Genomic DNA, 21,468 nt, shown 5'->3' with positions numbered 1-21,468 from the left:
CCGCGGGCGTGAGAAGCTGGGTCCGTGACGAGAGATACGAGCAACGGGGCCGTGTGGGACGATCTGAGCGCTTCGGAGCGCGCACTCGCGGGTGTCCTGCTCCGTGCCGATGGGCCGGTCGGCGCTGCTCGGGCGCATCGCTCGCTCCGCGAGGCGGGAGCGAGCATGAGTCAAGCAACAGTGTCACGTATGTTCCTTCGCCTCGACACCATCGGAGTCACAGTCGGTGAGGGGCGGAGTGGCAGGGTCCTCTCCGACTGGGCACGACGGGAATTCGAACGGGCGACGGACCACCGTCGTCGGAATGCGCTGCTCGACGGGATGTTCGGCGAAGCCGACCGGTCGGAGCTGATCGATCTGCTCGCCCTGCGGCGGGCGATTGAAATCGAGGCTGTGGATCTCGCGTGCGACCGTTCGGACCGTGCGGATCATCTCGCACTCCTGCGGAGTCTTGAGCTCTACGATGAGCACACGCTGAGCGGTGGGGACTTCTCGCGGGATGCGATCGAGTTCCATGTGGCCCTCTGCAGGGCGGCCCACAGTGCGCCATACTCGGTGATCGCGGAAGCGCTCTATCCCGATGTCACACGGCTCGAGCCCCTGACGCGCGCGGCCGCGCATCGGCTCGGAGAGCGCGAAAAATCCAGCGAGGAACACGCGGCTATCGCTCGAGCGGTCATCGCCGGAGATCGGGAACAGAGCCGACGGCTCACAGCCGCACACTTCGACACGATGATTCGATGGCTCTCTCGATTGAACGAAGAGGAGTTCGACGAGCTCGTCGCAGACCTCAATAATCCTCAAATATGAGGATAATGCTTCCTCACATGTGAGGACTCGTGTTAGCGTGGTGCGAATTCGACGAGGAATCGAGGAATCGTGCCATCCGTATCGACACCACCACCAGCGCCCAGAGACATGAGACGCGCCCGAAAGGCCGCGGCTGGGGCCTTCGTCGGCACCTCTCTGGAGTTCTACGACTTCTATATCTATGCAACCGCCTCAGCGCTGGTCTTCGGCACGGTGTTCTTTCCCGAGAACGAGAATCCATTCATCGGAACGCTGGCCGCCTTCGCTGTGTTCGGCGTGGGGTTCCTGGCTCGCCCCCTCGGGGCAGTGGTGATCGGTCATATCGGGGATCGTCACGGGCGCAAGCGGGCACTCATCATTTCCCTGATGATGATGGGGGCCGCGACCTTTCTGATCGGTTTCGTCCCTTCGTTCGACTCCATCGGCCTGTGGGCCCCGGCGATCCTCGTCGTCCTGCGGTTGATTCAAGGCTTCGCGATCGGAGGCGAATGGGGCGGTGCCGCCCTGATCTCCACCGAGAGCGCACCTGAGGGAAGAGTGAACTTCTTCGGAGCCTTCACCCAGCTCGGTTCTCCGGCGGGAACGGTGATGTCGTCCGGCATGTTCGCTCTTGCCGGACTGGGCGGTCAAGAGATTCTCGAGGAGTGGGCGTGGCGTGTCCCGTTCTGGTTCGCGGGCATCCTCGTCATCGTCGGGTTGATTCTTCGCGCACGACTCGAGGAATCTCCAGTCTTCCAACGGGCGGTGAGCGAGCAGGAGAGGAAGAAGCTTCCCGTCGTCGAGGTGTTCCGTAAGGAGTATCGATCGGTCCTCGCGGGTGTGCTCCTGGTGGCGCACGGCATCGGAGGGTTCTACGTGACCGGGACGCTCTTTCTGTCATATGCGACCCAGGGGCAGGGGCTCGAGAGCTCGCCGCTGTTGATTGGCCAGATCATTGCCGCCGCAAGTAGCTTCGTGACCTTCCCGATCGTCGCGACCCTGGCCGATCGGATCGGAGAGCGTCGTGTCCTTCTCGTGTCGGCCGTGCTCGTGATCGTGTTCGCTGCACCGCACTTCCTCGTCATCGGGAGCGGGAACTACGTGCTCATCAGTGTGATGCTCGTGGTCACTCAGACGGTGGGTGCCGGCGCGTGGGTCTGTATTCCCGGGTTCCTCGGACGAGCCTTCGCACCTGAAACCCGGTATACGGGGATCTCTCTAGCCTATCAGCTGGCCTCAATCCTGTTCGGAGGCGTGCTCCCCTCGGTCGGCGCCGCGATCCTGGCCGTGACGGCAGGCGCCGTCATCGGTCCGGTCTTGATCCTCGTGGGGCTCGCCGTGATGGTCATGATCGGCGCAGTTCTCACTCATCGAATCGTCAAGGAGCGCGAGGCCGTATGACTACTGCAATCGAGTACACAGCCCCCTGGATCATCGCCTATCAGGACGGTGAGCACCGGATCCTCAGAGACGGGGCGGTGGTCGTCGATGGCGACCGGATCGTCCACGTCGGCGCACCGGGAGCCGTCGAAGTCGACCGCACCAAGCACACGGAATCCATCATCGCGCCCGGTTTCATCTCCTTGCACGCGCATATGCAGGAGTCGCCGGTCGATAAAGGTATCGCGGAGGACATCGAGAAGCGGCAATTCTGGGGGACCAATCTCATCGAGATCCTCCCGCCCAGGTCGCAGGCTCTCACGCCCGAGGATGCGCGGACCTGTGCGCGGGTTTCGATCGCCGAGCATCTGCGTACAGGAACGACCACGGTCATGCAGATGGGGGTCGAAAGCGAAGCGATCGCGGACCTGTGCGCGTCAGTGGGGCTGCGCGCCTACATTGCAGAGTCGTACCGGTCTGGCGAGTGGTTTACCGATGATGGGAAGAATGTCGAGTACCGGTGGCGTGAGGACGATGGACACGCAGCCTTCGAACGCGCGTTGTCCTTCGCGCTGCGTCACCGGAATCGCTCCGGTAACGAGCTGGTGACAGGATTCCTGAACCCTTCACAAGTGGACACCTGCTCTGAAAGCCTGCTCCGTCGTACACGCGAGGCTTCCGATGAGCACGGATTGCTCATGCAAATCCACGCGGCACAGTCCTACTCGGAGTTCCACGAGATGACGAGACGCCACGGCCGCACTCCCATCGAGTGGCTTGACGACATCGGGTTCCTCGGGGATCGGACCCTCATCGGACATGGCTTGTTCCTGACCGGAACGAGTTGGACGAACTTCCACGGAGATGATCTGGGTCTGCTCGCGCGTTCGGGTACCTCTGTCGTGTACAACCCTTGGGTGTTTGCAAGGAACGGCATCATCATGGAGTCGTACGAGCGTTACCGCGAGGCCGGCGTCTCAGTGTGCTTCGGGACGGATACGACGACTCAGTCGATGCTGTGGTCGTTGCGATGGGCCTCGATCATCACCAAGGTATTCGAACACCGAGCTGACGCCGCACGGGCACGTGACGTCTTCGACTCAGCAACACTGCGGGCCGCCGAAATCCTGGGACGGAGCGATCTGGGACGGATTGAGGCCGGCGCGAAGGCAGATCTCGTCTTCTGGAAGACGCAGTCGGCCTATGTGACTCCGCTGCGGGACCCCATCCGCACAATCGTCTACTATGCCGAGCACGAAGATATCGCGGCCGTGATGGTCGACGGTACGTTCTCACTCGCAGACGGGAAGGTCGTCGGACTCGACGAAGCGGCTGATCTGCGAGAGCTCCAGGAGATTTCTGAACGAGTGTGGGCGGGATGGTCCGAGCGTGACTGGGCTCATCGGACAATCGACGCTCATGTTCCGATGAGTTACGGGGAATTCACCTACCCCTCCTGATGCAGCACCCGTCAGCGGCCTCCCGCTAGGATGGACGTCGAACGGAGTCGGAGTACAGCGCCCGGAGGAGGACGCGGATCGACGCGGTGGAGACGGTGATGGCGGTGACCGCCGTCGTGCTGCTCGGGTGCATCGTCGCCGGTGTCTGGCGCGCCGCTCGCGGCCCCACCGCGCGTGACCGACTCACGGCCTTCGTGTTGCTCGGCACGACCGGAGCGGCGCTCCTCATCGTGATCGCCGCGCTCACCGACACCCCCGCGTTCCGGGACGCGGCGATCGCCGTCGTCGGACTCGCCGCCGTCGTCGCTCTGGTCTGGACGCAGCGGGAGCGCCGATGAGCGTCGTCGTCATCGTGCTGCTGGTGGTCGGCATGGGCTTCATGGTCGCTGGCACGCTCGGACTGCTCAGGTTTCCCGACCTGCCGACCCGGCTGCACGCCGTCGCGAAGGCCGACAACCTCGGGCTCGGGCTCATCGCCCTCGCACTGATCGTGCAGGTGCTGTCGACGGAGTGGGCGTGGGGCACAGCGCTGAAGCTCGCCCTCATCTGGCTCCTCGCGCTGGTCGGCACGGCCGTGAACGGGCACCTGCTCGCGCGGCGCGGCACCGACCAGCGCCACACCGACCAGCTCGAGGATGACGGCAGCGAGGGCGGCTCCTGATGGATGTGCTCGCGGTCTTCGACGTCGTGCTGCTCGGGGTGGTCGTGGTGACGGCGGCGATCGCGGTGATGCTGCGCGGCAGACAGGCCACCGTCGCGGTGTTCCTGATATTCGGCGTGCTGCTCGCGGTGCTCTGGGCGCGTCTCGGCGCGCCGGATATCGCGGTGGCCGAGGCGGTGCTCGGCGGCGGGATCACCGGCGCCCTGCTGGTGGATGCGCTCTCGGACCGCGCCCAGGCGTCCGTCGACGGTGCGCCGCGGCACCGGTGGCTGGTCGGCGGGTTCGGCGTTGCCGCGGCGGCGGTGCTGACGGCGGGCCTGCTCGCCGTGACGACGCGACTCGGATCTCCGACGGGCACGCTGCCGGCGGCGGTCGACGCCGAGCTGTCCCGGAGCGGAGCCGAGCACCCGGTCACCGCGGTGCTCCTGAACTTCCGCAGCTTCGACACCCTGCTCGAGATTGCAGTCGTCATGGTCGCCGCGTTCGCCGCCACCGCCGCGAGCGATGGGAAGTGGGCGAGACGTCTGGAGGCGCACGCCGATCTCGGCCGCGTGGGTGCCCTGCTCGTTCCGGTCACCCTCCTGCTGGCCGGCTGGTTCCTCGTCGCCGGAACCACTCGCCCTGGCGGTGCGTTCCAGTCGGGCGCCATGGTGGCGGCCGGGCTGCTCATCGCGTACCTGACCGGTGCGCGCGGCACCTCCACGCGCGGTGCGGCCGGCGAGTGGCTCGTCGCCCTCGGCACGCTGAGCTTCGTCACCCTGTCGGTGGCGACAGCGCTGTGGGGCGAGGGCTGGCTCGTGCTGCCGGAGGCGGGAGCATCGACCCTGATCCTGACGCTCGAGACGGTGCTCGCGCTCAGCATCGGCGTCGGTCTCGCTCGGATCTTCCTCGCGAATCGTCGCGCGGGATCGGAGGCGCGATGACGCTCGCAGAACTCGCCCTGATCGCCGGTCCCGTGGTGCTCGCCATCGGGCTGGTCGCGCACCTCCTCGTGCGTGACCTCCTGCGACGCATCGTGGCGCTGAACATTGCGTCGGGCGGCGTCATGATGGTGCTGCTCGCCATCGCGGCGCGCAGCTCCGCACCCGATCCGGTGCCCCAGGCGCTCGTCCTCACCGGGATCGTGATCATGGCGGCGACGAGCGGCGTCGCTCTGGCCTTCGCGCGGCGGGTCGAGTCCGAGACCGACGAGCTGGACGCTCCCGACGACGACGTCGAGCAGGGGGAACCGTCATGACCCCGGGCGGCGTGCTCCCGGCGCTCGTGCTCCTGCCGCTTGCCGGAGCGGCGATCGTCGCGCTCGTGCCCGCGGCCGTGCGGCGGTGGACCGGCGGTGCGTTCGCGGTCGCGACGTCTGCGATGGCCGTGCTGCTCGCGATCGCCCTCGCAGCGAGCGGTGACGGAGCCGCCGCCGAACTCGCACTCGGCGGGTGGGACGCACCGCTCGGCATCACGCTGCGGGCGGACGGCGTGAGCCTCGTCTTCCTGCTGCTGACGGCGGTGATCGGACTCGCCGTCTCGACGGTGGCCGTCGCGAGCGACGCGATGAGCGGGGGTCCGCGGTTCTGGCCGCTGTGGCTCGGGCTCTGGGCCGGGCTCAACGGCGTGTTCGTCTCGGGCGACCTCTTCAACATGTTCGTCATGCTCGAACTCGTGACCCTCGCCGCGGTTTCACTCGTCGGGCTCGGCGGGCGAGGTTCCGCCGCCGCGGCACTGCGCTACCTCTTCGTGGGGGTGGTGGGCTCGCTCCTGTTCCTCCTCGCCGTCGCGCTCGTCTACGCGGAGACGGGCGTGCTCGACCTCCTGCTCGCAGCAGACTCGATGCCGGGCGGTATCGTGCTCGTCACGGTGCTCGCGCTGACAGTCGTCGGCATGGGGGCGAAGATGGCGCTGTTCCCGCTCCACTCCTGGCTGCCCGTCGCGCACCCGGCAGCGCCCGCGGCCGTCAGCGCAGCACTCTCGGCGCTCGTCATCAAGGCGGCGGTCTTCGTGCTGTGGCGGGTGTGGTTCGCGGTCAAGGACGACAGCGCGGCGGTCGCCGTCCTCGGCATCGCCGCAGGGGCGGCGGGTGCCGCAGCGGTGATCTGGGGGAGCGTCATGGCGCTTCGCGCACGGCGGTTGAAGCGCATCATCGCGTACTCGACGGTCGCCCAGGTCGGGTACTTCGCGATGGTGCTCGATCTCGCGGGCGACGGATCGGGCCTGGGAGACGGCGCCGGGCCAGGATGGGTCGGCGGCGTCACTCTGGTGCTCGCCCACGGCCTCGCCAAGGCGGCGATGTTCCTCGCCGCCGGCAATCTGGCGCTCGCCTACGGTTCGGATCGCCTCGACGGTCTGCGCGGCGCCGTCTCGCGCATGCCGGGAACCGTTGCCGCGCTCGCCGTTGCCGGGGTGAGCCTCGCGGGTCTGCCTCCCACCTTCGGGTTCGTCGCGAAGTGGCAGCTCCTCGTCTCCGCCATCGAGGCCGAAGCGTGGTGGTGGGCGGCCGTGCTTGCACTCGGGGGCCTTCTGGCCTTCGGGTACACGGCCGCGATGATCCGCGCCACGTTCAACGCTCCTGGCGAGGAGGCTCCGGCGCCGCAGCACCGCACTCCCGTCGCGCTGGCCGCAGTGCCCCTCGTGCTGGCGATCGCCTCAGTTGTGCTCGGCGTGTTCTCGAGCGGGCTCATCGCGCTGATCGGCGAATACACCCTGATCGGAGGTGGCGCGTGAATCCCGAGGCCGCCGTCGACTACAGCATCGTGCCGCTGCTGATGCTCCTCACCTCGCTCCTGCCCGGCGCGATCATCTTCTTCCTCCGCGAGGATCGGACCCGCCTGCGCACCGCCCTGAACCTCTTCGGTGCGCTCTCGAAGGTGGCGTTCGTCGTGGTGCTGATCCCGCCGGTCGTCGCAGGGGAGAAGCTCAGGGCTTCCATGGAGTGGGCGCCAGGCATCGACATCGTGCTCACGACCGACGCGTTCTCACTGTTCTTCGTCGGCCTTTCGGCGGCGCTGTGGCTGGTGACGACAATCTACGCGATCGGGTACCTCGGCGGGTCGCCGAACCAGTCCAGATTCTTCGGGTTCTTCAGCCTCTGCGTGACCGCGACCACCGGCATCGCGCTCGCGGGCAACCTGCTGACCTTCCTGCTCTTCTTCGAGCTGCTGACGCTCGTCACCTACCCGCTCGTCGCGCACCGCGGCACGAAGGAAGCGTTGAACGGTGCGCGCACCTACCTGATCTACACGCTCGGCGGTGGAGCACTCGTGCTCATCGGCGTGGTGTGGCTCACCGTTATCGCCGGGCCCGTCGAGTTTGTCTCTGGCGGGGCGCCAGAGGTCGCGGCGGCGATCGACGAGCACCCCGTCGCGATGACGGCGATCGGTGGACTGCTGCTCGTCGGCATGGGCGTCAAGGCCGCGATCTTCCCGCTCCACGGCTGGCTGCCGGTGGCCATGGTCGCCCCGGCACCGGTGAGCGCGCTGCTGCACGCAGTGGCAGTCGTGAAGGCCGGCGCGTTCGGGATCGTGCGGGTCGTGCACGACCTCTTCGGCCTCGAGGCCGCCGACCGACTCGGTCTCCTCTCGGTGCTCGCGGCGTTCGCCGGCTTCACGATCATCTACGGGTCAGTGCGCGCGCTCATGCAGGACGACCTCAAGCGCCGACTCGCGTACTCCACCGTCTCGCAGTTGTCCTACGTCGCGCTCGGCGCCGCACTCATCGCCCCGCTCGCGACGTCGGGCGCCCTCGTCCACATCGTCCATCAAGGGCTCATGAAGATCACGCTGTTCTTCTGCGCAGGACTTTTCGCCGAGGTCATCGGTGTCTCGAAGGTGAGCGGGCTGCGCGGGGCCGGGCGCCGCATGCCGCTCACCTCTCTCGCCTTCACGATCGGAGCCTTCGGCATGATCGGTCTGCCGCCGCTCGCCGGGTTCGTCTCGAAGTGGCCGCTCGCGCTCGGAGGGCTCGATGCCGAGGCGCCCTGGGTGGTCGGCGTGCTCGTCGTCAGCACGCTGCTGAACGCCGCCTACTTCCTGCCCGTGGTCTACGCCCTCTGGTTCACCGATCCCGATCCCGGTGCCGACTGGTCGGGCCGTCGCTCGGGTACCCGACGGTTCGAAGCCCCGCACGCGCTGCTCTGGCCGGCGGTCACGACCGCCGCGCTCTCCGTGGTGGTCGGCGTCGCCGCCGGCTGGGGGTACTCACCGTGGAGTCTCGCCGAGTTCATCGCCGAGGGGAGTTACCGATGACGCCGGGAACCGCATCGCTCGCGGCCGTCAGCGACGCCCTGTGGGGCTTGGCTTTCGGCATGCCGCTCATCCTCGCCGCGGTCGTCGCCGTGACGGGCGCCGCCGCCGGGGGCAGCGGTCGGAAGATCAGAGACGGCCTCACCCGCTGGTCCTGGGTCGCCGCGGTTCCCGCTGGAGCGCTGGCAGTTCTCGGTGACACGGGCGAACGATCGATCCCGTGGATGCTGTTCGGCACGACACTGCAGCTCGACGAGATCGGTCGCCCGCTCGCGGCGCTCGCCGCCGTCGTCTACGGCCTCGCACTCGCGTTCGTCCCGCACGGCCCAGACGGCAGGCCAGCACTGCTCACCTCCCTCATGCTCTTGTGCTTCGCCGCGAACCTCGGGGTCTTCCTCGCGGCTGACACCGTGACGTTCTACCTGTGTTTCACGGTGATGAGCTTCGCGGGTGCTGCGCTCGTCATCCACGGCCGGTCTGCCTCGGCGCTGCGCGCCGGGCGGATCTACCTGGTGATGACGGTGCTCGGGGAGGGCGCGGTGCTTGCGGCGGTGCTGCTGACGGTGCGCGCCGGCGGCGTGATGCTCGCCGACGCCGGTGCCGCGGTGGCTGGCGCACCCGAGCGAGACCTCATCATCGGACTCCTCATCGCCGGCTTCGGGGTCAAAGCGGGCACCGTTCCGCTGCACGTGTGGTTGCCGCTCGCCCACCCTGCGGCGCCGACTCCCGCGAGCGCAGTCCTCTCCGGCGTCATGCTGAAGGCGGGACTCGTCGGGTGGATCCGCTTCCTCCCGCTCGGCGAGGGAGAGGGAGAACCGGTGTGGGGCGCGATCCTGCTTGCTCTCGCCCTCATCGGTGGGTTCGCCGCCGTTCCGGTCGGCGTGCTGCAGGATCACCCGAAGGTGATCCTCGCCTACAGCAGCATCAGCCAGATGGGGGCACTCGCCGCACTCATCGGAGTCGCGTTGCTCGTGCCGGAGCTGGCAGAGGCCTGCGTTGCGGCGGCCGTCGTCTACGCGGTGCACCACGGGTGCGCGAAGGCCGCGCTCTTCCTGGGCGTGCAGGTGTGGGAGTTGGAGCGCTGGCCGTGCTGGTTCGTTTCCGCCGCGCTGACGGTGGCGGCGCTGTCGCTCATCGGCATGCCGCTCACGAGCGGCTACTTCGCGAAGTACGGGGCGAAGGAGGCGGTGGGCGACGCCGGCATCTCGTGGGCCGCCGGCCTACCGGTCGCCGACGTGCTCCCGTGGATCGGAGTCGGCTCGACGCTGCTCATCGCCAGGTTCGCGTGGGTGCTCCGACGTCGGGAACGTCAACGCCAGGCGACCCCCGTTCTCCGCGGGCTCGCGTGGGTGGCGCTCGCCGTCGCGGCCGTCTGGCCGGTGTCTCGCCTCGCCGACGGGTGGTCGCCTCCGCTGTCGGTGCCCGAGTGGTTCAGTGCGTCGTCGTGGTGGGATCAGAGCTGGCCCCTCCTGCTGGGCTTGGCGGCCGCATTGATTGTCGGCCGACTCGCCGAGACGGTGCGCGGTCGCCGGAGTCGTATCCTTCACCCGCGAGGCGACATCGTTCCGCCAGGTGATGTGCTCGCCATCGAGGAGCGGCTCGTACGCGCCGCGGGTCTCCGTCTCGGGGCGGCGGTGCGCACCGCCGACCGGGGCGGGCGGGCGGTCCGCGCGGCGGCCCTGCGGGTCCCGAGCCCGCTGCCGTTCGTGGAGCGCGCTCAGCTCCGCCTCGGCACCTGGGCGATGTCCGGGGCCGCACTGCTCCTGACGCTCACCGCGATCGTCATCTGGCTCGCGATCTCAGGGGGGTCCGCATGATCGCTTCGTTCCTGAGCCGCACCGTTCTCGCCGCGCTCGTCTGGGTGGCGCTCATCGAGGGAGACCCCACCATGCTCGCCTACGGAGCCGTCGCGGTGCCGGCAGTCGTCTCGGTGAGCTATCTGCTCACCGGCAGACCCGAGCGGCTGGGCGGGTCCGCGTTTGGGCGCGCTCACGCGCTGGCGGTCCTCGTCGGGTGGATCCTGGTCAGGTCGGTGGCCGGCGGAGCGGATGTCGCTCTTCGCGCGCTCCGCTTCCCCCGGCCGCGGGTCGACCCCTACTGGACGACCTACGCGCTGCGTCTCACGTCGGAACGGGGGAGGACCGCACTCACCCTCCTCATGAACCTGATCCCCGGCACGCTCTCGGCCTCGCGGGAGGATGCCGAAGTGGAGGTGCACGTCATCGGCTCGGACCTCGAAGTGACCGAGGCGCTGCGGACCCTCGAAGCCCGGGTGGCGCGAGTTATGGGCGAGGAGCCTCGGGCGACTCGCGAATGAGCGAGGCGTAGCGCTCCTCAGACTCGGAGGCGAGCGTCTCAGATGCCGCCTTGTCCGGCCCCGATCCGGCGACGAGCACGGCGCGACGGAAGTAGTCGAGTTCGCGAATGGACTCGGCGATGTCGGTGAGCGCGCGGTGATCGCCCCGCTTCTCGGGTGAGCCGAAGAACGCGGCGGGGAACCAGCGCCGTGACAGCTCCTTGATCGTGGAGACGTCGATGCTGCGATAGTGCAGACGCTCCTCGAGCGTCGGGAAGTACTTCGCCATGAACCGGCGATCCATACCGATGGTGTTGCCGGCGACGAGGGGGCGTCGACCCGGGGTGACGAGCCCGTCGAGGTAAGTGATGACCCGCTGTTCCGCCTCCTCGAGGGTCGCCCCGTTCTCGATTCGCTCGAGCAGCCCCGACTTGGTGTGCATCTGCCGTACGAAATCACCCATGTGCGCGAGCGCCTCGGGCCCGGGATTGATGACGATCTCGAACCCCTCGTGGAGGGGCTGCAGGTCGAAGTCGGTCACGATGACGGCGATCTCGCAGAGGCCGTCGAGGTCGGGGTCGAGTCCGGTCATCTCGCAGTCGATCCAGACGATCTGCTCTGCGGGGGCGTTCGACACGGGGACTCCTCGGGCTCGGCGGCGCGTGCCGGTGCGGCACCAGCCCAGTCTACGGGCCTCGCCCCGGTGAGCCCCTCGCCCGCACCACCCCCACCACCCGCACCACCCGCACCACCCGCACCACCCGCACCACTCGCGTCGAGGTTGCACTTTGTGCGGCTTCCTGGGGCGTGAAAGCGCACAAAATGCACTCTCGGGAGCGGGGAGCGGGGAGCGGGGAGAGGTGAGAGGTGAGAGGGGTGCGCGACTACTCGGAGTGCGAGTGCACCCGCCCGGCCTCGAGGCGGAGGATCCGGTCGCTCACGTGGGCGATGACGTCGGGGTCGTGTGAGACGAACAGGTGCCCCGTACCGCGCGTCGTCTGCAGGTCGTCGAGCAGGTCGAGTACTCGCGCCTGCACTGTGACATCGAGGGCCGAGACGGGTTCGTCGAGCAGCAGCACCTCGGGGTCTCGTGCGAGCGCGCGGGCGATCGCGAGGCGCTGCCGCTGCCCTCCCGAGAGTTCGGACGCCGGTTTCGCGAGGAGGGAGGCGTCGAGGCCGACCTCCTGGGCGAGGGCGGTGGCGCGGTTTCGGCGGGCCGCGCGTGGCGCACCGGCTGCGCGCAGCGCGTCGATCAGGATCGCTTCACCGCGCGCGCCTGAGGGGAACGAGTCGAGGGGATCCTGCGGCACGAACGCCACGCGTCGGCGCATCGCCCGCCGCTCAGTTGGGCCGGCGGTGCGGCGGTCGATGCCGCCGACGAGCACGGAACCGGAATCCGGGGCGAGGAGCCCCAACGCGGCGCGCAGCAGCGTGGTCTTGCCCGATCCGGACTCGCCGACGAGACCGACCGTCTCGCGTGAGCGGACCGTGAGCGAGGCGCCAGTGAGCACGGGGCGGCGCTGCGCGGTTCCGCGGACCGGGTAGGCGACTGCGACGTCGGCGAGCCGCAGGAGCTCGTGGCCCTGGTCTCCGACGCCGGCCGACGCCTGGCGGGACTCCGTTGCGAGGCGCACCCCGCGGGGTACCCCGCGCGGGGAGGCGGCGATGAGCTCGCGGGTGAACGGGTGGCGCGGTTCCCTGAGCACGGTGGACGGGTCGCCCGACTCGACGATGCGTCCGCCCCGCATCACGTGCACGACATCGGCGATGTCGGTGACGCTGGTGAGATCGTGCGTAATGAGGACGACGCCGGCGCCCGCATCCGCCCGCGATCGGAGCTCGTGGAGCACGCGGCCGCGGTGCGCGGCATCGAGGGCCGTCGTGGGTTCGTCGGCGACGATGAGTTCGGGATCGGTGATCAGCGCCGAAGCGACGAGTGCGCGCTGCCTAAGTCCTCCGGAGAGCTCGTCGCTGCGCACGCGGAGCTGAGACTCGGGTTCCGGCATGCCCGCCGCCCCGAGCGCTGCGAGCACGCGCGGCCGGCGTTCCGCGGACGACGCGACGCCGTGGAGGCGGAGCGCGTCGCCCACCTCGTGCTCGACGTGTCGCAGTGGATCCAGTCCGCCGAGCGCGTCCTGCGGCACAAGACCGGCCTCGGCGCCGCGCACGGCGTTCCAGCCGCGCGACCCCTGAGCGGGAGCCGTTCGACCGGAGATTTCGTGGGCCGTTGAGTCGGCGAGCGCCGTGCGCGGCAGCAGGCCGAGCAGTGCTTTGGCGGTGAGTGTCTTGCCCGATCCTGACTCGCCGACGAGCGCGACGCAGGTGCCGGACTCGACGACGAGCGAGACGCCATCGACGGCGACGTGTCCGGTGGCGGGGAATCGTACCGTGAGGTCGGTGATGCGCGCCGCGATCATGCGAACCGCCCCCGTCGTTCGAGCGCGCGGCCGATGACCGTCGTGCTCAGGCCGACGAGCAGGATCATCGACCCGGGGAACACCGTCATCCACCAGGCCTGCGTGAGGTAGGGGCGCCCGGCGTTCAGCATGGCGCCCCACTCGGGTGCCGGTGGGGGAGCTCCGAGCCCCAGGAACCCGAGCGCTGCGGCGAGGATCACGGCGTGCCCGACGCCGAGGGTCGCGAGAACGAGCACGGGCCGGAGCGCTTCGGGCAGGACGAGCGTGCCCCAGATCCGCGGACCCCGGTCGCCCTGCAGGCTGGCCGCCTCGACGGCTCCCGAGGTGAGCGCGCGCCGCACCCCGCCCCTGACCATTCGCGCGTAGCCGGGAGCGGTCGAGATGGTGACGGCGATGACGATGGAGGCGAGGCCGGGCCCGCGCACCGCGATCACGAGGAGGGCGAGTAGGAGGCCAGGGAAGGCGAACAGCGCCTCGATGAGGCGGTCGGCGATGAAGCGGATGGGACTCGCCCAGCGGCTCCGCGACCCGCCGGCGATGGCACCGAGCGCGACCCCGCAGACGAGGCCGGTGAGGGTGGCGACCACGCCGATGGTCAGCGACTCCCTCGCGCCGAAGACCACGCGGCTCAGGATGTCTCGACCCGAGTCGTCGGTGCCGAACAGGTGGGCGAGGCTGGGCGCCTGGAACGACTCGGTCGGGGCGACGGCGAGCGGCGGGTGCGGGGCGATGAGCCCTGGCGCGAGGGCGCAGACGATGAGGATCGCCGCCACGAGACCTGACCCCACCTCGACGGGGGTGAAGCGCGCGCGTCTGCCGGGTGCGCGCAGCAGCGCACTAGACATGCGACACCACAGCCTCGAGCCGCGCCTCGGTGCGCGGGTCGACGCGCGCGATCACCAGATCGGTGATGAGCGTCACGAGCACGTATGCGAGAGCGGCGAAGAGGACGACCCCGAGCACCACTGGCACGTCGCGCGAGAGGACAGCCGTGACGAGCGTGCGCCCGAGCCCTGGCCTGGCGAAGATGACCTCGATGACCGCTGCGCCGCTCAGGAGCGACCCGAGGGCCCATCCGGTGAGGTTCAGCCCGGGAACGGCCGCGTGCCTGAGGACGTGGCGCATCCGCACGCCGAGCTCGGTCTCGCCGCGCGCGCGAGCGCTCTCGACGAACGGCGCCCGCAGCGCATCGTCGGCGCCCGTGCGGCACACCTGGGCGAGGAAGCCCGCTGTCGGAATCGCGAGCGAGAGTGCCGGGAGGATGATCCCGTCGACCCTTCCGGTGCTGACGGGCGGCAGCCAACCGAGGACGCTCGCGAAGAGGAGGACCATGAGGCTCGCGAGCCAGAAGTTCGGCATCGCCGCGGAGATCAGGTCGAGTGTCCCCGCGACTGCTCGGGCGACACGCGACCGTCCGCTCGCGATGATGACGCTGACGAGCGCCAGCACCCAGGCGAGCAGGAGCGCCGTGCCCGCGAGCACGAGCGTCGGCCCGGCCGCCGCCCCGATCACGCGCGTCACCGGGAGGCTCTGAGCGTACGAGGTGCCGAAGTCGAAGACCACGAGCCGGGAGAGGAAGTCGAGGTACTGGACGGGTACGGGCCTGTCGAGCCCGAACTCGGCGCGCGCCGCTTCGAGCGCTTCGGCGCTCGCCTGGCTCCCGGGTCCACCGAGGGCAGCCTCGGCAGGGTCGCCTGGAATGAACTGGAGGGCGACGAACGCCAGGGTCGCGACGACGAACAGCACGACGACGCTGCCCCCGAGGCGCGCGAGCGCGCGGAGCAGTCGTCGCCTGCCGTTCGTCGTCATGCGCGAGGCGCGCTCAGGCGCCGGCGACCACGTCGGCGAGCCACGGTGTGCTCACCGTCGGGAGGGCGCGGAAGCCCTCGAGATCGCTGCGGTACAGGAAGTGGTTCTGCTGATCGTAGAGCGGCAGGATCACCTGGAGTTCGGCGATTCGCTCCTGGGCGGCCGTCGCCGCGGCGGCGCGGGCGTCAGGATCCATCTCGGAGCCGACCGACTCGAGCAGGTCGTCGAGCTCGGGGTCGCTGATCTGCGCCGCGTTCGCGAAGTAGCCGCTCGGCGCTGGCTCGATCGCGTCGGTGTGGTACAGGAAGCGCAGCACGTCCGGGCCGATCTTCGTGTAGGGGGCGCTGACGAGCTCGTACTCATGAGTCGCGAGGGCCTCGTACCAGCTCGACAGGTCGAGCAGGCTGATCTGCACGTCGAATCCGACCTCCGCGGCGTTCGCCTGGATCTGCTCGAACAGTGCCTGCTCGGCCGGCACGGACTGGTTGGTGCTGACGGGGAACCGCAGGGTGAGACGCTCGCCGTCCTTGACCCGGAAGCCGTCGGCGTCGCGCTCGCTCCATCCGGCCTCGTCGAGGAGGTCGTTCGCGCGATCCTGGTCGAAGACGTAGCTGTCCGGCGACTGCTGCACGAGCGGCTCGGCGCTCGACATCGCCGAGGTCGAGCGCTCGGCGGTGTCCTCGAAGAGCGACGAGACCGCCGAGTCGACATCGACTGCCGAGATGAACGCCTCGCGCACGCGGATATCGTCGAACGGCGTCTGGCCCGAGTTCAATTCGATCCGGTTGCTCGCACCGGGGCGCGGAGCGTCGAGGTGCTCGAGATCCTCCGACGCCTCGGCGGCGGTGATCTGATCGGGCAGCGGGTTGTCGATGATGTCGACCTGGCCGCTCTCGAGCGCCGAGTAGCGCGCCGTCGAGTCGGGGATGAACCTCCACGTGAGCGTCGAGACGGCGTTCTCCGGCGGCAGCGCCTCGTCGCCGGGGGGCGTCGCGTAGTCGGGGTTGCGGCTCAGCTCGATGCGGTCCTGCTTGACCCACTCGTCGACCACGTAGGGGCCGCTGCCGATGGGTGCGAGGCAGTTCTCATCGCTCCCGCGCTCGATGCCTGCGGGGGACTGGATCGCGACCCAGACCTGCGCGAGCGATTCGAGCAGGGCCGCATCGGGGCGCACCATGTGGAAGCGCGCGTGGGTCGCGTCGACGACCTCGACCTCTTCGATCTGCTGGACGGCGAGGTAGCCGGTCGAGGATCCGGTCTCCGGATCCTGCAGGTGCTCGATGTTCGCCTTGATGGCGGCGGCGTCGACGGGGGTGCCGTCGGTGAACTGCGCATCGGCGTCGAGGGTGAAGTCCCAGGTCATGCCCTCGTCGCTGACCTTCCAGTCGGTCGCGAGCCAGGGCACGATCTCGCCGTCGTCGTTCCGCGAGACCATCGATTCGAGCACCTGGGTCGCGAGGAGGGCCTGCGGGTAGTTGCCGCCGACGTGCGGATCGAGGCAGGTGGGCTCGGCGTCGCCCGACGCGTAGACGAGGGTGTCGCGCGGTCCGTCGCCGCCGGTCGAGCACGCGGCGAGCGGCGCGACGAGCGCGACTCCGGCGAGCGATGCAATGCCCACGCGGGTAGCGCGAGCGGACAGACGGGTACGACGTGACATTCGGCGGGCTCCTGTGCTCCGGTGAGAGGGCTCCTGCTCCGTCCATTCATGGACCCGGTGCAAGAACATGGCGTTGACCATCATCCCACACAACGGGTGTTCCCGGGGAGCACGGCCGCCCCCGCGAGTGGAATAGGCTGGCAGGCATGCCCGTGCTTCCCATCACCATCTGCGGCGAACCCGTACTGCACCGCCCCGCCGCACCCGTGACCGACTTCGGCGACGACCTCCAGCAGCTCGTCGCCGACATGTTCGAGACCACCGTCGCGGCACCGGGGGTCGGGCTCGCCGCACCGCAGGTCGGCGTCGGCAAGCGGGTGTTCGTTTGGATCTACGAGGACCAGGACGAGGGCCCGGCCAGGGGCGTCGCCGTGAACCCGGAACTCTGGATCAGTCCGCCCGAGCCGGGACTCCCTGGCGAGGAGGACGTCGAGGGGTGCCTTTCGTTCCCGGGCGAGCGGTTCGCGCTGCGCCGGTCGGAGCGTGCGCTGCTCCGCGCGCAGGATGCGCAGGGGGAGCCGTTCGAGATCGAGGCGAGCGGTTGGTTCGCCCGGATCCTCCAGCACGAGTACGACCACCTCGAGGGGTTGCTGTACGTCGACCGTCTCGTCCACCCGGAGAGTCGCGCCGCGCAGAAGGCCGAGCGCAAGAACGGATGGGGCAAGCCGGGGCTCACCTGGATGCCGGGAGTCGACGATCTCGAGGGCTGAAGCCCGTCTACGCGTCGGACTCGCGCTGCATGCGGCGCGAGTCGCCGACGCAGGACCATGCCACAGCGGCCGCGAAGAGGAGCGCCGCGCTGATTGAGAACGCCCACCCGAAGCCCGCGATGTCGACGACGGCGCCGGCGACCATCGGGCCGATGACGCCGCCCAAGTCGGAAAGCATCGAGTAGCCGGCGACCGCTGAGCCGCCGCGGCGCATCCCCACGACGTCGGCGAGGACCGCCTGCTGCCCCGGGTTCGCGAGCGCTGAGCCCGCACCGGCGAGGAACATGACGGCGGCTGCCACTGCGATCGACGGTGACGCCGGGAACAGGGCGTAGGCGATACCGCATACCGCCATGCCCGTGATGAGCAGCGGCTTGCGGCCGACGGTGTCGTTCCAGCGGCCGGACGGAAAGATGAGCACGGCGTTGCCGGCCGCGTACGCCGCGAGCACCCACGCGGCCATTGCGGCGTCGCCCTGGAACGCAGCGGCGACGAAGAGCGGCACGATCGAGATGCGCACTCCGAACGAGGTCCAGCCGAAGGCGAAGACGGAGCCGAGCAGCACCCGGTACTGCGGCACCGCGAGTGCGGCGGGCAGCGTGAGCACCTCGCGGTCGTCCGCGGTCCCGCCGACGCCGACGTACGTCGAGCGGCGGAGCGCGATCCACACGACGAGCGCCGCGACGATGAGCGTGCAGAAGTAGAAGACGAACGGAGCGCGGAGGCCGAAGCTCGCGACGACCGCTCCGAAGACGGGCCCGATCAGGCTGCCGAGCAGGAATCCCGCGGCGTTGAGGCTCGCGACCCGGCCGCGCGCCCTGACGGGGCTCACCTTGATGAGGAGGGCGGTAGCGGCCACCGTGAACATGATGGACCCGATCCCGCCGACGCCTCGAAGGATCAGCAGCTGCGGATAGTTCACCGCGAGAGCGCACGCGCCCGTCGACAGCGCCACGATGAGGATGCCGGTCGAGTAGGTGCGCCGCTCGCCCATGCGACCGAGCACCCAGCCCGCGAGCGGCGCCGACACGAGGCGCATGAGGGCGAACGCACTGACGATGGCCGATGCCGCGAAGTTCGAGACGCCGAATGCCTGCGCGTACTGCGGGATCGCCGGGGCCACGACGCCGTAGCCGAGTGCCACCGAGAAGCCACCGGCGACGAGCGCCCAGACCTCGAAGGGGAGCCGTGCGCGCTCGGTCGGAGAAGAGGGGGATCGCGGCACCCATCGATCCTACTCCGGTGCGGCCACCCGGGGGATGCGCCGTCCGATGCCGGTGAGCACGTGGCGCTGGATCGTATCCGCGGCGTCCGCCCAGTCCTCGGCAGACGGTGCGCCGGTCCGCGGCTCGCCGAAGAGGACGACCTCGTCGCCGACCGAGACGGGGGTCTCTCCGACGTCGACGACGAACTGATCCATCGCGATCCGTCCGGCGACAAGATGCGGGTACCCGTTGATGAGCACCGATGCGTTTCCGGTCGCCTGGCGGGGAACCCCGTCGGCGTACCCGAGCGGGACGAGCGCGAGCGTCGTGTCGCGCTCGGTGCGGAACAGGTAGTCGTAGGAGACGCCAGTGCCGGGCCCGACGCGCTTCACCGAGGCGATGCTGCCGCGCAGCGTCATCGCTGCCGTGAGTCCGAGCGCCGCACCGTCGCGGTCGGGGAGCGGGCTGAAGCCGTAGAGGCCGAGCCCGATCCTGACCGCGTCGAATCGAGACTCGGGGAGCTCAAGCGCGGCCTGCGATGCGGCGATATGGCGGATCCGGGGTCGGAGCCCCGCTGCCGTCGCGACCTCGACCGCACGCGTGAAACGCCGGATTGCGGCGCGATCGTCGTCGAGGGAGGTGTTGGAGAGGTGGCTGAACACGCCGACGACCTCGATGCCGCCCGCCCGCTCGAGCGCGGCGGCGCGGGAGCAGACGCGCTCCCAGTTCGACTCGGGCACGCCGTTGCGCGAGAGACCGGTGTCGATTTTGAGGTGCACACGGAGGGGAGCCGACGCGGCCCCGCCGTTCGCGGCGGCTTCGAGCTGCTCCGGTGACGACAGACCGACCTCAATGTGTCGCTCGCGCGCACGCGCGAAGGTCTCTCCCGGGGCGTGCAACCACGCGATGATCGGGGCGTCGATGCCCGCCTCGCGCAGCTCCACCGCCTCCTCGAGGTCGGCGACCCCGAGGTGCGATGCGCCGCCCGCGAGCGCGCCGCGGGCGGCGAGGACGGCGCCGTGTCCGTACCCGTCGGCCTTCACCACCGCGATCACGGGAACCCCGGTCAGCTCGGCGAACACCCGCGTGTTCCACGCGATGGCTGCGACATCGATGGTGGCCTCACGGAACGGCGCGGAGCCCGGTCCGCTGGGTGTCACTGGGTGCTCACTCATGCGGGCCGGGCTCCTTCGCGTTCAACAGAGGGGTGCCGAACTATTCTATGGACGGTCGGCCCGCGCACGCTCCGCACTGGCGTCGAGCGTCGCTTCGGTTGCGCGCCACTCCTGGTATCCCGGTTCGTCGGCGAGTGCGACCTCGATCTCCTCGCGCGACGCCTTCAGCTTGGGGTCGAACTTCAGGTACGCGCGCGTCTCTCGAGCCACGAGTCCTGAGAGGATGAGGAGCCCGATGAGGTTCGGGATCGCCATCAGGCCGTTCATCACGTCGGAGAAGGACCAGACGACGGTCAGCTCGGTCGTCGCACCGATGAAGACCACGAGCGAGAACAGGATCCGGAACGGCATCACGACCTTTCGGCCGAAAACCTTCTCGATGTTGCGCTCGCCGTAGTACGACCAGCCGAGGATCGTGGAGAACGCGAACATGGCGAGCCCCAGTGTGACGACCCAGTGGCCCCACTCGCCAGGCAGACCCCGCGAGAACGCCTCACCGGTCATGAGTGCGGCAGACATCTGCTCCCCGGTCTCCGGGTCGGTGAACGTGTATGCCCCGGTCGTGACGATCACGAGTCCGGTCATCGAGACGACGATGATGGTGTCGATGAACGTCTGCGTCATGGAGACGAGGCCCTGGCGCACCGGGTGCGTCGTCTGCGCGGCTGCCGCGGCGATCGCCGCAGATCCCATGCCCGATTCGTTCGAGAAGATACCGCGGGCGAAGCCGAACTGGATCGCCATGATGATCACCGAGCCGGTGAAGCCACCGGCCGCAGCGGTCCCGGTGAAGGCATCCTGGAAGACCATGGCGATCGCGGCGGGGACCTCGCCGATGTTGACGCCGAGGATGTAGAGGGCGGCGACGACGTAGAAGATGATCATGATCGGCACGAACGCGGACGTGACCTTGCCGATCGACTTGATGCCGCCGACCAGCACGACGAGGGCGAGCACGGTCAGGACGAGGCCGGTCACCCAGGTGGGCACCGAGAAGCTGTTCTCCATGTTCGCGGAGATCGAGTTGCTCTGCGTCATGTTGCCGATGCCGAAGCATGCGAGGATCGCGAAGATCGTGAACGACCAGGCGAGGAGCTTGCCGAGCGGACCGCGGATCCCCTTCTCGAGGTAGTACTGCGGGCCGCCGTTGCGTTCGCCCTTGGCATCGACCTGGCGGTAGCGCACGCCGAGGAATGCCTCCGTGTACTTGGACGCCATGCCCAGTAGGCCGGTCACCCACATCCAGAACAGTGCACCGGGACCGCCGATGCCGATCGCGGTGGCCACGCCGACGATGTTGCCCGTGCCGACGGTGGCGGCGAGCGCAGTGGTCAGTGCCTGGAACTGCGAGATGTCACCGGAGGCGCCCGGGTCCCGGCGTCGGAAGATGCCGAGCGCGAGCGCGGATCCGAGTCGCAGGAACTGGATGCCCCCCAGTCGCACGGTGAGGTAGAGCCCGGTCAGAAACAGCAGGGGGATGAGGACGAAGGGCCCCCACACCACTCCGCTGATGGCGTCGAGGATGGACTGGAGAGTGTCAGTCACGGACGGTTCCCACTTTCGATGTCGCGGCGTTGCGTGAACGGTGCCCTCAGCCTTGTGAGTCTGAGAGCAACCTGAGTGTCGAGTATAGGGGAGGAACCGAACCGGCCGCGACAGTGCTGGCCCCGCCGAACAAAT

At 69.1% G+C, this 21,468-nt stretch carries 20 protein-coding genes; 12 read left to right on the top strand and 8 right to left on the bottom strand.

Annotated elements, in window-relative coordinates:
* Positions 1-24: 24 nt before the first annotated feature.
* The 11 genes from K8P10_RS10185 to K8P10_RS10135 all read left to right on the top strand — a co-directional run bounded on the left by K8P10_RS10185 (position 25) and on the right by K8P10_RS10135 (position 10,836).
* Positions 25-810, top strand: a complete 786-nt coding sequence (locus tag K8P10_RS10185; RefSeq protein WP_224778817.1) for a FadR/GntR family transcriptional regulator — start codon at positions 25-27, stop codon at positions 808-810.
* Positions 811-918: 108 nt separating this feature from the next.
* Entirely contained in the window at positions 919-2,190 is a 1,272-nt protein-coding gene (locus K8P10_RS10180) for an MFS transporter (protein WP_224778816.1), read from the top strand.
* Positions 2,187-3,629 (top strand): amidohydrolase family protein, encoded by a 1,443-nt coding sequence (locus K8P10_RS10175; protein WP_224778815.1) that lies wholly within the window; start codon positions 2,187-2,189, stop codon positions 3,627-3,629. The genes K8P10_RS10180 and K8P10_RS10175 overlap by 4 nt, the downstream gene beginning before the upstream one ends.
* A gap of 98 nt (positions 3,630-3,727) precedes the next feature.
* Positions 3,728-3,967 carry a monovalent cation/H+ antiporter complex subunit F gene (locus K8P10_RS10170; RefSeq protein ID WP_224778814.1) on the top strand — a complete coding sequence of 80 codons (240 nt, stop codon included), beginning with the start codon at positions 3,728-3,730 and terminating at the stop codon, positions 3,965-3,967.
* Positions 3,964-4,290, top strand: coding sequence for a monovalent cation/H(+) antiporter subunit G (locus tag K8P10_RS10165; protein WP_224778813.1), 327 nt, complete (start codon positions 3,964-3,966; stop codon positions 4,288-4,290). The genes K8P10_RS10170 and K8P10_RS10165 overlap by 4 nt, the downstream gene beginning before the upstream one ends.
* On the top strand, positions 4,290-5,213 hold the full coding sequence (locus K8P10_RS10160) for a hydrogenase subunit MbhD domain-containing protein (RefSeq protein ID WP_224778812.1): 924 nt from the start codon (positions 4,290-4,292) through the stop codon (positions 5,211-5,213). Before K8P10_RS10165 ends, K8P10_RS10160 begins: the two co-directional genes overlap by 1 nt.
* A complete protein-coding gene (locus K8P10_RS10155) occupies positions 5,210-5,527 on the top strand; it encodes an NADH-quinone oxidoreductase subunit K (RefSeq protein ID WP_224778811.1) in 318 nt (105 codons plus the stop codon). The genes K8P10_RS10160 and K8P10_RS10155 overlap by 4 nt, the downstream gene beginning before the upstream one ends.
* Positions 5,524-7,002, top strand: coding sequence for a complex I subunit 5 family protein (locus K8P10_RS10150; protein WP_224778810.1), 1,479 nt, complete (start codon positions 5,524-5,526; stop codon positions 7,000-7,002). Before K8P10_RS10155 ends, K8P10_RS10150 begins: the two co-directional genes overlap by 4 nt.
* Positions 6,999-8,522: a complex I subunit 5 family protein gene (locus tag K8P10_RS10145; RefSeq protein WP_224778809.1), complete on the top strand. Its 1,524-nt coding sequence runs from the start codon at positions 6,999-7,001 to the stop codon at positions 8,520-8,522. The genes K8P10_RS10150 and K8P10_RS10145 overlap by 4 nt, the downstream gene beginning before the upstream one ends.
* Positions 8,519-10,336 carry a complex I subunit 5 family protein gene (locus tag K8P10_RS10140; protein ID WP_224778808.1) on the top strand — a complete coding sequence of 606 codons (1,818 nt, stop codon included), beginning with the start codon at positions 8,519-8,521 and terminating at the stop codon, positions 10,334-10,336. Before K8P10_RS10145 ends, K8P10_RS10140 begins: the two co-directional genes overlap by 4 nt.
* Positions 10,333-10,836 (top strand): Na+/H+ antiporter subunit E, encoded by a 504-nt coding sequence (locus K8P10_RS10135; protein ID WP_224778807.1) that lies wholly within the window; start codon positions 10,333-10,335, stop codon positions 10,834-10,836. Before K8P10_RS10140 ends, K8P10_RS10135 begins: the two co-directional genes overlap by 4 nt.
* Here K8P10_RS10135 and orn read toward each other — a convergent pair.
* From orn to K8P10_RS10110, 5 genes are all read right to left on the bottom strand, one after another.
* Positions 10,802-11,452, bottom strand: a complete 651-nt coding sequence (gene orn, locus K8P10_RS10130) for an oligoribonuclease (RefSeq protein WP_224778806.1) — start codon at positions 11,450-11,452, stop codon at positions 10,802-10,804. The genes K8P10_RS10135 and orn overlap by 35 nt on opposite strands.
* Positions 11,453-11,699: 247 nt before the next feature.
* Positions 11,700-13,232 (bottom strand): ATP-binding cassette domain-containing protein, encoded by a 1,533-nt coding sequence (locus K8P10_RS10125; RefSeq protein ID WP_224778805.1) that lies wholly within the window; start codon positions 13,230-13,232, stop codon positions 11,700-11,702.
* Positions 13,229-14,077 (bottom strand): ABC transporter permease, encoded by an 849-nt coding sequence (locus tag K8P10_RS10120; protein ID WP_224778804.1) that lies wholly within the window; start codon positions 14,075-14,077, stop codon positions 13,229-13,231. Before K8P10_RS10120 ends, K8P10_RS10125 begins: the two co-directional genes overlap by 4 nt.
* Positions 14,070-15,041, bottom strand: a complete 972-nt coding sequence (locus K8P10_RS10115) for an ABC transporter permease (RefSeq protein ID WP_224778803.1) — start codon at positions 15,039-15,041, stop codon at positions 14,070-14,072. Before K8P10_RS10115 ends, K8P10_RS10120 begins: the two co-directional genes overlap by 8 nt.
* Positions 15,042-15,054: 13 nt before the next feature.
* The gene (locus K8P10_RS10110; RefSeq protein WP_224778802.1) at positions 15,055-16,698 is read right to left on the bottom strand and encodes an ABC transporter substrate-binding protein; all 1,644 of its coding nucleotides are present in this window, start codon (positions 16,696-16,698) and stop codon (positions 15,055-15,057) included.
* A gap of 146 nt (positions 16,699-16,844) precedes the next feature.
* On the opposite strand from K8P10_RS10110, the gene def reads away from it, so the two are divergent.
* The gene (def, locus tag K8P10_RS10105) at positions 16,845-17,408 is read left to right on the top strand and encodes a peptide deformylase (protein WP_224778801.1); all 564 of its coding nucleotides are present in this window, start codon (positions 16,845-16,847) and stop codon (positions 17,406-17,408) included.
* 7 nt (positions 17,409-17,415) lie between these two features.
* Here def and K8P10_RS10100 read toward each other — a convergent pair whose 3' ends face one another.
* The 3 genes from K8P10_RS10100 to K8P10_RS10090 are packed head-to-tail and all read right to left on the bottom strand — an operon-like array spanning position 17,416 to position 21,333.
* Positions 17,416-18,633, bottom strand: coding sequence for an MFS transporter (locus K8P10_RS10100; protein WP_224778800.1), 1,218 nt, complete (start codon positions 18,631-18,633; stop codon positions 17,416-17,418).
* Between the two features lie 9 nt (positions 18,634-18,642).
* Positions 18,643-19,788, bottom strand: a complete 1,146-nt coding sequence (gene alr, locus K8P10_RS10095; RefSeq protein WP_224778799.1) for an alanine racemase — start codon at positions 19,786-19,788, stop codon at positions 18,643-18,645.
* A gap of 45 nt (positions 19,789-19,833) precedes the next feature.
* Positions 19,834-21,333: a sodium:alanine symporter family protein gene (locus K8P10_RS10090; RefSeq protein ID WP_224778798.1), complete on the bottom strand. Its 1,500-nt coding sequence runs from the start codon at positions 21,331-21,333 to the stop codon at positions 19,834-19,836.
* Positions 21,334-21,468: the final 135 nt, after the last annotated feature.

The sequence above is a fragment of the Leucobacter sp. Psy1 genome (genome assembly GCF_020096995.1).
GTDB lineage: Bacteria > Actinomycetota > Actinomycetes > Actinomycetales > Microbacteriaceae > Leucobacter.
The sequence above is the reverse complement of the archived record's forward strand: the minus strand, read 5'-3'. Positions and strand labels throughout refer to the sequence as shown.